The sequence below is a fragment of the Arachidicoccus ginsenosidivorans genome (genome assembly GCF_007971385.1).
Taxonomy (GTDB): Bacteria; Bacteroidota; Bacteroidia; order Chitinophagales; family Chitinophagaceae; genus Arachidicoccus; species Arachidicoccus ginsenosidivorans.
Map to the genome: position 1 here is coordinate 252,572 of NZ_CP042434.1, position 11,833 is coordinate 264,404.

An 11,833-nucleotide genomic window follows, 5' to 3' on the forward strand; every position below is an offset into this window, starting at 1 on the left:
GAGGTGCTATGATAACAACCGTAGGACAAAATAGTTTTATTTTTGACCTAATACGTATAGAAGTAGCAACTACGCTTAAGCGACAATAATACTGATTAAAGGATCTGCAATTATTTAACTTATTTAAATGACTAATAAAATGGCAATAGAAGAAAAACAAAAGGCACAGTCAGCGACTACAGCAATACAAACGGACATCACACTTAAATCGGCTCAAGCCCAGGTGGATCAGTGGATCACTACCGTTGGTGTCCGTTATTTTAATGAACTGACCAATCTGGGCATTCTGATGGAAGAAGTCGGAGAACTGTCCAGGTTAATGGTTAGACAGTTCGGGGAACAATCCTTTAAACAAAAAGAGGCCCACCTTAATAACAAAGAGGCGCTTAGTGATGAGTTGGCCGATGTACTCTGGGTGCTTTTATGCCTGGCCAACCAGACCGGTGTAGATTTAACGCTGGCACTGCAAAAAAACTTTGCCAAAAAATCCAGCAGGGATCAGGATCGACATAAAAACAATCCCGCACTCTCTTTAGATGCCAAGTCTTAAATAGCATACTCTATTGCCTCCCCGGCCCAAACAGCCCAACTATTATGATTAAAAGAATTAAACATATCTTCAAAGCCCTCAAACAGACAATCAGCGATTTTGCGGAGATTAACATCATGCGCATGAGTGCCGCTTTGGCCTATTACACCATTTTCGGCCTGGCTCCCATGATCATTATCGTTCTTTCACTTTCTTCCATTTTTGTCCGTAAAAAACCAGCCGGTTATGTGTTCAATCAACTCAATGAACTTTTAGGGCCCAGTGCTGCCCAACAGGTGCATCAGATGATTCAAAATGTGCTGACTCAAAATAACGGTACTTTAATGCAGATTGTGGGCATAGTGGCGCTGATTGTTTCCGCAACCGGTATATTTACAGAGATTCAGGATTCCATCAATGTCATTTGGCGTGTAAAAGCCAAACCCAGAAAAGGCTGGCTTAAACTGCTGCTCAACAGACTACTCAGCTTTTCCATCGTCATCGGTCTGGGTTTTATCTTGCTGGTTTCCCTGCTCGTAAACGCTATAATTGCGGCAATTATGACTCGGTTTACGGATATTTTCCCCCAGACAGAAGTATTCACCTCCTATATCATCAATATAGCGCTTACCTTTTTAACCATTACCAGTTTATTTGCCATTATCTTTAAAGTCCTGCCAGATGCCAAAGTCAAATGGAAGGACGTCTGGAACGGCGCCTTTACCACGGCACTTTTATTTATGGTCGGTAAATTCCTGATAGGCTATTACCTGCAGCATAGTAGTATTGGCAATACCTTCGGGGCCGCTGGTTCCATCATAATCATCCTTTCCTGGGTGTATTATTCTGCCATTATCCTGTATTTTGGGGCAGCCTATACAAGGGCCAATGCAAGAATAAAAGGTCGGATGATCTATCCCAATGATTATGCGGTCTGGATCCAAACAGTGGAACAAAAAGCAGATCAGCCATTAAATGTCGCACCGACAGATACAAAAAAGCAGGAAGATCCCGCTTAAACACCCATCTTGAATAGCTAGCTTAAACTTGCAAACAAAACCATTGGCCCAGCACAAAGGGGCCCGGTTATTTAGTCTTTTGCAGGGCATAATGCAATTTTTAACAAATAGTCCACAAGAATACCATCAAATCAGCGCGTTCAATAAAGCAACCAATGGACAGTAACTTCGCAGTTGACCTTTTCAGTAAATTTTTCAATTATTTTACCACATCTGTTAATAACTTATAAGATTTATCCTGGCACGAGATTCGTAAATTGCAATGAAAGGAGGAAAAACAACCATATGCTTTTGTGATGACGATTGAAAAATGGCGCGACTATTTTAATTTTAACGACCCGCGCCTTTTATTGGATTTGGAAAATGTTCACTATCTCATATGCTACAGGCAAATTACCATGTGCAGTAGGACAGTCGGACAATATTATTAACCTTTAATTTTTTTATTTTGACAGACACCATCATACACCTCGACACACTAAACCCCATTGAGTTTTTTGGCGTCAATAATGCAAAATTAAATCTGCTCAAAAAAAGATTCCCCCTTTTAAAAATCCTTTCCAGAGGTACACAGATCAAACTTAGCGGTGCCGCTGAATATGTAGAAGAGGCCAAAGAAAAGATCAACCTGATCCTAAAATACATGGAGCGCAGCGGAGATCTCAGTGACGCTTACTTTGAGGAGATTCTGGGCAGCGTAGATGAAGGCAAAGTGGATCATTTTCTGGAAAAACATCCCAACGATGTACTGGTATTCGGCCCCAATGGAAAAACGATCCGGGCCCGAACAGCCAATCAGAAAATGATGGTACAGGCTGCAGATAACAATGATATTGTTTTTGCCATCGGACCCGCTGGTACGGGTAAGACCTATACAGCTGTAGCTATTGCTGTTCGTGCCTTAAAAAACAAAATTGTCAAAAAAATCATACTGACCCGTCCCGCAGTGGAAGCGGGGGAAAGCCTAGGATTTTTACCGGGGGATTTAAAAGAAAAGATCGATCCATACCTAAGGCCCCTTTATGATGCCCTGGATGACATGATTCCGGCCGATAAGCTGGGTTATTATATGAGTAACCGAACCATTGAAATTGCACCTTTGGCTTATATGAGGGGCAGAACCCTGGATAATGCCTTTATTATTCTGGATGAATCCCAAAATGCCAATGATCTGCAGTTAAAAATGTTTCTTACCCGTATTGGCGCCAATGCAAAGGCTATTATCACGGGGGATCCAACACAGATCGATTTACCTAAGAATCAACGCAGTGGGCTCTGGAAAGCCGTTTCCATACTGCGTCAAATTGACGGAATTGCCCATATTGAGCTCAACGAGGAGGATGTCGTCCGCCACCGTTTGGTAAAACAAATTATCAAGGCATATAATAAGGCAGATGAGGTAGAAACCGGCGAGCAGCATTTTTTCAGCCATAAAAACGCTGTAAAAGAAAAAAATGCATAATCTTTGCAGGTTCATAAGAAAATGTAAAAAATAATGAAAAAATCTATTTGGCTGGGCGCCCTTTGCATGTTGGCAGTGACTGTGTACTCTTGTAAATCATCCACTTCCCCTTCTGAGATAGCAAAATCATTTGAAACAGCAATGCTCCACAATGATTTTACCAAGGGTAAAACACTGGTAACAACAAAAGATCAACCAATGTTGGACCAAGGAGAAGAGATGACTAAATCCAATCCGGCTCCTGATTCCATCAAGGCCATTTTGGATGGTGCCGTAATCACCGCCTCTAATGAGAAAATGGAAAATGATACTACGGCTACCGTAGACGTGAAAACTGTTTTCAAACAAGAAGTAATGGGTCAGAAAGAAACAACCAATACCTATGTACTGAAAAAAGTAAAAGGTGATTGGAAAATTGACCTGGAAGGAACCATCAAAAGAGTTATGGAAAACTATGGTGCTGCCATGCAGGGCCAAGGTGGAGATAGCCTGGGAGAAAGTGAAGCCGCAGTTGATTCAGCAGCAGCTCCGATTTTAGACTCTCTGAGCAAATAATTTTTATTGAATTTAAAATGCATACCATGTGTTGCTGTTTGCTAAAGCAACACATGGTATCCTAGGAGGCCTGGAAACTTAAAAATGAATTTTAAGTTTTCAGGCCTCCTATTTATTAAGTATCATAGCCTCGTCTATATGCGCAGTGGACTTTCTTCGCAAATACCCCGTAAAATTGCGCAGGCATTAAAAAATAAAAATTATTTTTGTTGAATAACAAACGGAGTAGTAGCTCAAATAGCCCAATTAAATAACTTTAATAACATGACTGGCATCATCCCAAAAATAATCCTTGGCAGCACCTCTACCCTTTCTGGACAAACCTACCTGCAATACCTCAGACCCGTATTGGAAAACCATTTTGCGGGAATAAAACGTTTACTTTTTGTGCCTTATGCCAGACCTGGTGGCATAGATCATGCACAATATACCGCCAGTGCAGCCAATTTTTTTGAGACCTTAGGTATAGCAGTAGATAACCTTGCTGCGGCTAAGGACCCGGCTCTCGCCATCAAAAATGCCGAGGCCATCTTTACTGGCGGCGGCAATACTTTCGTGCTGGTCCAGCAACTGCACCAGCTAGGACTGATGAGTGCCCTAAAACAACGGGTACTTGAGGGCGCTCCTTATCTAGGTACCAGTGCCGGCGCCAACATAGGGGGCATCAGTATGGGTACGACCAATGATATGCCTATTGTCTATCCTGCTTCCTTTGCAACACTGGGTCTGGTTGGTTTTAACATCAATCCGCATTTTATTTCTGGAAGAGCAGCTCCTCAGCATATGGGTGAGACCAGAGAAACCAGGATCGCTGAATTTTTGACCCAGAACGATACCCCTGTTGTAGGACTACCGGAGGGCAGCTGGATCCAGGTCATGGGCCAACATATCACCCTTGAAGGCAGTCAGCCGGCGCTGATCTTTGAAAGGGATAAGCAGCCCTATGAATTGCCTGTCGGCAGTGAGCTTAATTTTAAAAAATAATACTTTTTTGATTAGCAGCCAGCTCAGCTACAAGGCCATTTTTATCCCAACACATTTTGCCTTGTTCAGCCTTGTTCAACCTTGTTGCCTGTGGGAGGCACTCAGATCCAACTGTAAAAAACCAGATCTAAAACCGGCCAAATTTAAAGCCTACTTCTTTTAAGTGGCCTGACTTGACAAATCCGTTTTTCTCATGAAACCTTATACTGCCATGATTATCGGCATCTATGCCGGCGATCATCCTGTGCAGCCCGTCTGCTTTTGCTCTGTCAATCAGGGCTGTTAAAAGCAACTGTCCGATGCCAGCGCCCCGGTGAAACTCATCTACATAAACAGAGTGTTCCACGCTAAACCGATACCCATATTTTGGCCGGAACTGTCCATAGGTACCATAACCTACCGTGGCTTCATTATGCAGGCAACTAAAAACAGGCATACCACTCTTTTTTTGCGCTTCCAGCCAGTGTTCCACATAGGCCAAATTTCTGGGTTCCTCTTCGTAGATGGCTGTACTGTTGCGGATAGATTCATTCATAATTTCTAAAATAGCGGGCAAATCCCCATAACGAGTTTCTCTGATGTAATAAGTGGCCTCCATGACGGTACTGAAATTTGATTGATTGGATACAAAGATCAAAAAAACTAGTAAAAAAAAGGTCATTATTTTGGTGCAGGCTTTCTCCCATTTGTTTTGGTCTTATTGCAGGAAAATTAAACTGTATTGCCTTACTTTTGTCTCAAAATAGGATTTGTTTTTCGGTATTTTATTCTATGCCTTCTAGCGGGGCATTTCATTAAAAAACAAAATTTATGAAGAAGATCACATTATTTTTGGCAGCAGCATTATTGCTGATGGCGACTGGGGCAAGTGCTCAGAGCCTGAATTTAGGCGTTAAAGCTGGCGCTACCTTGGGCAAAATCGACGGCCAGCCCTTTAAGGATGGTTATAATCTGGGTGTTCATGCTGGTTTCTTTGCCGATCTGGGCATTGGGGAGAAATGGGGTATCCAACCCGAAGTCCTCTTTAATCAGACAAAGACACAGGTGAGAAGCAGTTCAGATGTAGGAGATGTCTTAAACCAAGGCACTAAAGGCCATCTGAACTATCTCAGTATCCCGATTTTATTAAACTTTAAACCGGCCAAGATCCTGACTATACAAGCAGGTCCACAATTTGGTATCCTGATGAATAAAGACAACAGCCTGGTAGACAATGGCAAAGAGGCCTTTAAAAGTGGCGATTTTGCCATTGATTTAGGTGCACAGCTGAATCTGGGTGGCTTTAAAGTATATGGTCGCTATAATATCGGACTGTCCGATACAAGAGTTAGTGATGTCACCGATAAGTCCAAATGGACCAATCAGCAGATCCAGCTGGGTATTGGTTATGTGATCTTGTAATATTCAGGGGTTCGTCTTTTCTGGACCAACCCGCAAAACCTCTTAAAAATACCAGCGGCGGACATTCCAAAAAAAGGAAGGTCCGCCGCTGTTTTTTGCCCCACCTGATAAAAAGCCTTTAAAAACCGAACAAGGCCAGCGCTGATTACTAAGGTATTAAGCAGTCACATTGCCCAAAAATCGCCTAATTTTTATGCAAACAACGGTTCGCTTTTATACATTTTAGCCGCGCAGCAATCCACTTTATATGCTATTATGGTCAAATGCTAATTTTATCTCTAACATTATCCCTAAAGATTTAGGCTAAAACTGCGCAAAGAAGCGTTTGTTTCTTAATTTCGTGCATCGTTTATTTTAAAACCAACAAAATCGTTCATTCGTTAAATTAAGTAAGCTAAAAATGGAACTTTCTCACGAGCAGTTACTAGGGATTGCCCAACAATATGGCACCCCGCTCTATATTTATAATGCAGAGCAAATTTCCAGTCAGTATAACCGGCTGCAAAACGCCTTCAAAGGTGTTAATGCCCGGTTTTTCTATGCCTGTAAGGCGCTGACCAATATCAATATCCTGAAGTTCATGAAAAATCTGGGCACCAACCTGGATTGTGTCAGCATCAATGAAGTGAAGTTGGGATTGGCTGCTGGTTTTAAACCCAAGCAAATTATGTTTACACCAAACAGTGTGGCTTTCTCAGAACTAGAAGAAGGTAAAAACCTGGGGGTAAATATCAATATTGACAATATTTCCTTTTAGAGCGATTTGGCAATAAATACGGCGGGAGTTATCCAATCAGTATTCGGTTAAACCCGCATATTATGGCTGGTGGCAACTATAAAATTTCCACTGGCCATGTGGACAGTAAATTTGGGATTTCTATTCACCAGATGCGCCATATTGAACGTGTTGTACAGTCTACAGGATTGCACGTTAAAGGGCTGCACCTGCATACTGGCAGTGAAATCAAAGACATTGACATCTTTTTAAATGGATTGGATGTCATGTTGGACATTGCCCGGCACTTTCCGCAAGTGGAATTTTTGGATCTGGGCAGCGGCTTTAAGGTCCCATATAAAGAGGGCGATGGTTCCACGGATGTTGAACTCCTGGGACAAAAAGTGGGCGAAGCCTTCGCTAAATACGATAAGGAAATGGGCAAAAAACATCAGATCTGGTTTGAACCGGGCAAATTCCTGGTCAGTGAATCTGGTTATTTTGTCGTTAAAGCCAATCTTATTAAGCAAACAACTGCCACGGTGTTTATTGGCGTAGATTCTGGTTTTAACCACCTGATCCGTCCTATGTTCTATGAAGCCTATCACCGTGTAGAAAATATCAGCCGGCCTGCAGGGGATGAAAGAATCTATACAGTAGTAGGCAATATCTGTGAAACCGATACCTTTGCCTGGGATCGCAAGATTATCGAAACCCATGAAGGCGACCTGCTGTGTTTTTATAACGCCGGTGCTTATGGTTTTGAAATGAGCAGTAACTTTAATTCCAGGCTCAGACCGGCCGAGGTAATGGTCATAGACGGCAAAGCCCAACTGATCCGTAAAAGAGATGAATATGAGGATCTGTTGCGTGGCCAGATTACTGTAATTTAAGGCAGGCAGTTTAGCACAGTGGCCATTTCTACCTGGCACCTTTAAGGGATTTAACGGTAATTTCTAAGGCGGATTATGGTTATCTAAGCTGCCCGGATTATCTTTAATCATTAAGCGGTTACTTTTATCAGACGAACCGTAACCACCTGTTTGAAAATAGTAGTATGATTGAATTAAAAGACGTAGAAAAAAGCTTTGGCGATAAAACCATTATCAAGGGCGTATCCATGAAGCTGGATGCAGGCAAATGTAACCTGATTATTGGTTCCAGTGGTAGTGGCAAGACGGTGCTGACTAAATGTATTGTCGGTCTTTTTACACCGGAAAAGGGAGAAATTCTTTTTGAAGGCAGAGATATTGTCTCGATGGAAAAAAATGACCGCAAAGAACTTCGTCAGCAAATAGGCATGCTTTTTCAGGGATCTGCACTCTTTGATTCAATGACAGTGGAACAAAACATTATGTTTCCGCTAGATATGTTCTCTAAACTGACAAATGCTGAAAAGCATAAACGGGTAGATGAGGTGCTGGCGCGGGTAAATCTGGAAGATGCCCATAAAAAATATCCTTCTGAGATCAGTGGCGGAATGAAAAAAAGAGTTGGCATTGCCAGGGCCATTGTCCTGAATCCTAAATATCTTTTTTGTGACGAGCCAAACTCGGGGCTGGATCCACAAACTTCCCTGCTGATCGATAAGCTGATCAAAGAAATCACTGTAGAATATAATATGACCACCATTGTGATTACCCATGACATGAACAGTGTAATGGAGATTGGCGATCATATCATTTACATGTACGAAGGCCATAAGCAATGGGAAGGCTCTAATAAGGAGATTATTTATTCTAAGGATGAAAAGCTGAACAATTTTATATTTGCCTCCGAGTTCCTGCAGGATGCAAAAAAAATGCGTATGGAAGAGAACGAGGCAAAAAATCAAACGCAATAAAAGAAAAATAAAGCAAGGCAAGTCGTTGGCAAAGCCCTTATGATTGTAAATTATAGTCCCTGCCAGCCGTATTATCCGTTAATTTTTAGCTCGAAAATTCTCTGATAACACGGCTGGTTTATTTTTAGTGGCTAAGTCAGATCAGGTCTTCTCTATAACAACCCATTACTGCCTAATTGTGGCCCTCTTTTGTTTCACTCGTCTGCCGCTATAGCCAAAAAGACCGCAATTTGAGGTAAATGTCCATTATTTCTCCATCTGCCATAAATTATTTACCTTCAAAACGGGTGCTCTTATAACAAGTGCATATTTTTGTGTTTCTAATATTCAGCGTTATGGCTTCATTCAAAAATAAAGTAGTCGTCATTACCGGCGGTTCAGAAGGTATAGGCAAGGCACTGGTTCATGCCTATTTGCAGGATGGTGCAAAAGTCGCCACCTGTGGGCGTAATTTTGACAAACTATACCAATTACAGACCCTATATCCCAGCAAAGCGTTGTTAACGCATACCGCAGATGTCAGCAAAGAGAGCGATTGTAATCAATTTATTCAAAAGGTCATCAAGGTATATGGCACCATTGATATATTGATCAATAATGCCGGAATCTCCATGCGGGCTTTATTTGAGGAAACGGAACTGGAAACCTTGCGCAAGTTGATGGATATTAATTTTTGGGGGGCCGTATATTGTACAAAGTTCGCGTTACCTTTTATTATAGAAAACAAGGGCAGTGTAGCAGGTATCTCTTCCATCGCCGGTTTCAGGGGTTTGCCTGGCCGTTCAGGTTACTCTGCTTCCAAATTTGCCCTGAATGGCTGGCTGGAATCTGTCAGAACAGAACTCTCAGATAGCGGCGTTCATGTATTGACAGCCTGCCCAGGATTTACAGCGTCCAATATCCGCAAAGTGGCCCTTAATAAAAATGCAAAGCCTGAGGCAGAATCACTGATGAAAGAAGAAAAGATGATGTCTTCTTCTGAGTGTGCATCACATATTTTCAAGGCAATTGAACAGAGAAAAAGAACATTGATACTGACCAGTCAGGGAAAGGAAGCTGTGTGGCTAAATCGTCTGTTTCCTTCTTTGGCAGACAAATTGATTCATAAATTTTATTTTAAAGACGGTAGTCTGATCAAATAAGAACCAGATCTGAAAAGTCTAAACAAATGGCGATTATCACCTTATCGACAGATATTGGAACCAGCGATTTTATCATCGGCGCTTTTAAGGGGCAGTTGCTTTCGGGCGGCACCTCCGGTAGCATCATTGATATTACGCACCAGCTATCCTCCACCAATTTTGCAGAGGTAGCCTATATCTGTAATAATGCCTTTAAATACTACCCGGAAGATACCATTCATATTATTATCACCAATCTTTTTGAATATGCGCACAGGCATTTTCTTATAGCGCGCTTTAATAATCAATATATAATTTGTCCGGATAATGGCATTCTGACCATGATTACCCGGCAAGTCCCGGCAGAAGTTTTTAAAATACCACTGCCAGAGGTGGATGAGCATGCAACCATGGTAATACTTGCGGCCTTTGCAAAGGCTGCGGGGCAGCTTTCCAAAGGCCGCTACCCTATCCAGATTGGCCAAAAATTCACCGAGTTTGTAGAACGCTACCCCATCCGACCTACTTTTGGAGATGATTGGATAGATGGCCAGATTATTTTCATAGATAAGTTTGAGAATGTCGTTGTGAATATCTCCCGCGAGGAGTTTGAGGCATGCAGAAAGGGTCGATTATTTGCGATCACCTTTGGCCGTAATTATTCCAGTAACCAGATTAATAAGATCTCGGAAAATTACAGTAGCGTTAGCAAGGATGAATACCTGGCCTGCTTTAACTCAGCGGGCTTACTGGAGCTTTCTATACGCGGCGGCAATATGGCCGGTCTTTTTGGGCTCCAAGGCTTTAAGGAGGAGAACCAGCATGTGCAACATATACTGGACAGCGCACCGGGTGGTAATAAGCGAAACTGGTTTTACCAGACAATCAGAATCTTTTTTACCTAAGCGTCACTTTCTTTTAGCGTAACCACCACGTTATTCACCAAATATTGTACCCTATTTTTAACCGTTCATCCATTCAACTAAATCCCATCCACCTTGAAATACTATATAATTGCAGGAGAAGCCAGTGGGGATTTACATGGCAGCAACCTAATCCGTAGTTTACAACAGTTGGATCCCACAGCGGATGTCCGCTGTTGGGGTGGCGACAAGATGGCTGCCACAGGCGCCACCCTGGTCAAACATTATAGGGATCTGGCTTTTATGGGTTTTGTCGAGGTGCTGACGCATCTAAAAACCATATTCAGAAACCTGGATCTCTGCAAGAGCGATATTACCCAATATAAACCTGACGTACTGATCCTGATAGATTATCCCGGATTTAACTTAAGAATTGCAGGGTGGGCGAAAAAAGCCGGCTTCAAAGTGGTCTATTATATTTCTCCACAGGTATGGGCCTGGAAAGAAAGCAGGGTACCCGCCATGAAAAAAAATATCGACAAAATGCTGGTTATATTGCCTTTCGAAAAGCCCTATTTTGAAAATAAATTTAACTGGCCAGTGACCTATGTAGGCCATCCTCTTGTTGGGGCTATTCAGGCTTTTGAGGCCAATAAAGAAAGCCATCCTTTGCCAGATAAGCTAATGGAAGTAGTCGGTCATAAAAAAATCGTTGCAATCCTCGCCGGCAGTCGCCGCCAAGAGGTGCAAAAAAAGCTGCCGGTCATGCTATCTATGGCCCGCTATTTTCCGGCCTGCCAGTTTGTAGTGGCTATGGCACCATCGCTGGAAGCAGATTTTTATGCGCCTTTTTTAGCCCCTACCCCAATGTCATGGCAGTTAATGGTAAGACTTATGCACTGCTACTCAGGGCAGAAGCGGCACTTGTGACCAGTGGCACTGCCACATTAGAGACCGCCCTGTTTGGCGTCCCTGAAGTGGTCTGCTATAAAGGCAATCCTATCAGTTACCAGATTGCCAAACGCCTGATTAAAGTAAAATATATTTCATTGGTAAATCTGATTATGGACCGCCTGGTGGTGGAAGAGCTGATCCAGGATGATTTTAATGAAACGTCACTCAAGAAGGCGCTTTCCAGTATTTTGGAAGATCCTGCTGTTCGTAGCCGGATGAAAAAGGATTATGCGCAACTAAAAGAAATCTTATCAGCGGGCGGTAACGCCTCGGACAATGCCGCCACACAAATACTGGAATTTATCCGTTAAACAGCATAAGCCTCAGGGCGCACCTGCCTGTTTGCTTAAATTTACCTTTCAGCTATACGTGTGCACATAACCCAAG

The 11,833-nt window shown here is 42.5% G+C and carries 14 protein-coding genes; 13 read left to right on the forward strand and 1 reads right to left on the reverse strand.

Going from position 1 to position 11,833, the window contains the following annotated elements:
• Positions 1-139 precede the first annotated feature (139 nt).
• The 5 genes from FSB73_RS00940 to pepE all read left to right on the forward strand — a co-directional run bounded on the left by FSB73_RS00940 (position 140) and on the right by pepE (position 4,549).
• The gene (locus tag FSB73_RS00940) at positions 140-550 is read left to right on the forward strand and encodes a nucleotide pyrophosphohydrolase (protein WP_192904085.1); all 411 of its coding nucleotides are present in this window, start codon (positions 140-142) and stop codon (positions 548-550) included.
• A gap of 44 nt (positions 551-594) precedes the next feature.
• Positions 595-1,548: a YihY/virulence factor BrkB family protein gene (locus tag FSB73_RS00945; RefSeq protein WP_146779749.1), complete on the forward strand. Its 954-nt coding sequence runs from the start codon at positions 595-597 to the stop codon at positions 1,546-1,548.
• 448 nt (positions 1,549-1,996) lie between these two features.
• Positions 1,997-3,010: a PhoH family protein gene (locus FSB73_RS00950; RefSeq protein WP_146779750.1), complete on the forward strand. Its 1,014-nt coding sequence runs from the start codon at positions 1,997-1,999 to the stop codon at positions 3,008-3,010.
• 33 nt (positions 3,011-3,043) lie between these two features.
• Positions 3,044-3,565: a hypothetical protein gene (locus tag FSB73_RS00955; protein ID WP_146779751.1), complete on the forward strand. Its 522-nt coding sequence runs from the start codon at positions 3,044-3,046 to the stop codon at positions 3,563-3,565.
• Positions 3,566-3,829: 264 nt separating this feature from the next.
• Positions 3,830-4,549, forward strand: a complete 720-nt coding sequence (gene pepE / locus FSB73_RS00960; protein ID WP_146779752.1) for a dipeptidase PepE — start codon at positions 3,830-3,832, stop codon at positions 4,547-4,549.
• A 127-nt stretch (positions 4,550-4,676) separates the two neighbouring features.
• Here pepE and FSB73_RS00965 read toward each other — a convergent pair whose 3' ends face one another.
• Positions 4,677-5,210: a GNAT family N-acetyltransferase gene (locus FSB73_RS00965; protein WP_225974343.1), complete on the reverse strand. Its 534-nt coding sequence runs from the start codon at positions 5,208-5,210 to the stop codon at positions 4,677-4,679.
• 149 nt (positions 5,211-5,359) lie between these two features.
• On the opposite strand from FSB73_RS00965, the gene FSB73_RS00970 reads away from it, so the two are divergent.
• From FSB73_RS00970 to FSB73_RS26140, 8 genes are all read left to right on the forward strand, one after another.
• Positions 5,360-5,950, forward strand: coding sequence for a porin family protein (locus tag FSB73_RS00970; RefSeq protein ID WP_146779754.1), 591 nt, complete (start codon positions 5,360-5,362; stop codon positions 5,948-5,950).
• Positions 5,951-6,350: 400 nt separating this feature from the next.
• Complete coding sequence (locus tag FSB73_RS26135; protein ID WP_262712449.1) at positions 6,351-6,707, forward strand: type III PLP-dependent enzyme domain-containing protein; 357 nt, start codon at positions 6,351-6,353, stop codon at positions 6,705-6,707.
• Between the two features lie 62 nt (positions 6,708-6,769).
• A complete protein-coding gene (locus FSB73_RS00975; protein WP_262712450.1) occupies positions 6,770-7,558 on the forward strand; it encodes a diaminopimelate decarboxylase family protein in 789 nt (262 codons plus the stop codon).
• 164 nt (positions 7,559-7,722) lie between these two features.
• Positions 7,723-8,508: an ABC transporter ATP-binding protein gene (locus tag FSB73_RS00980; protein ID WP_146779755.1), complete on the forward strand. Its 786-nt coding sequence runs from the start codon at positions 7,723-7,725 to the stop codon at positions 8,506-8,508.
• 335 nt (positions 8,509-8,843) lie between these two features.
• Entirely contained in the window at positions 8,844-9,650 is an 807-nt protein-coding gene (locus FSB73_RS00985; protein ID WP_146779756.1) for an SDR family oxidoreductase, read from the forward strand.
• Positions 9,651-9,676: 26 nt separating this feature from the next.
• Positions 9,677-10,534: an SAM hydrolase/SAM-dependent halogenase family protein gene (locus tag FSB73_RS00990; RefSeq protein WP_146779757.1), complete on the forward strand. Its 858-nt coding sequence runs from the start codon at positions 9,677-9,679 to the stop codon at positions 10,532-10,534.
• A 93-nt stretch (positions 10,535-10,627) separates the two neighbouring features.
• Positions 10,628-11,422: a lipid-A-disaccharide synthase gene (locus FSB73_RS00995; protein ID WP_262712451.1), complete on the forward strand. Its 795-nt coding sequence runs from the start codon at positions 10,628-10,630 to the stop codon at positions 11,420-11,422.
• On the forward strand, positions 11,365-11,757 hold the full coding sequence (locus FSB73_RS26140) for a glycosyltransferase family protein (RefSeq protein WP_262712452.1): 393 nt from the start codon (positions 11,365-11,367) through the stop codon (positions 11,755-11,757). Before FSB73_RS00995 ends, FSB73_RS26140 begins: the two co-directional genes overlap by 58 nt.
• Positions 11,758-11,833: the final 76 nt, after the last annotated feature.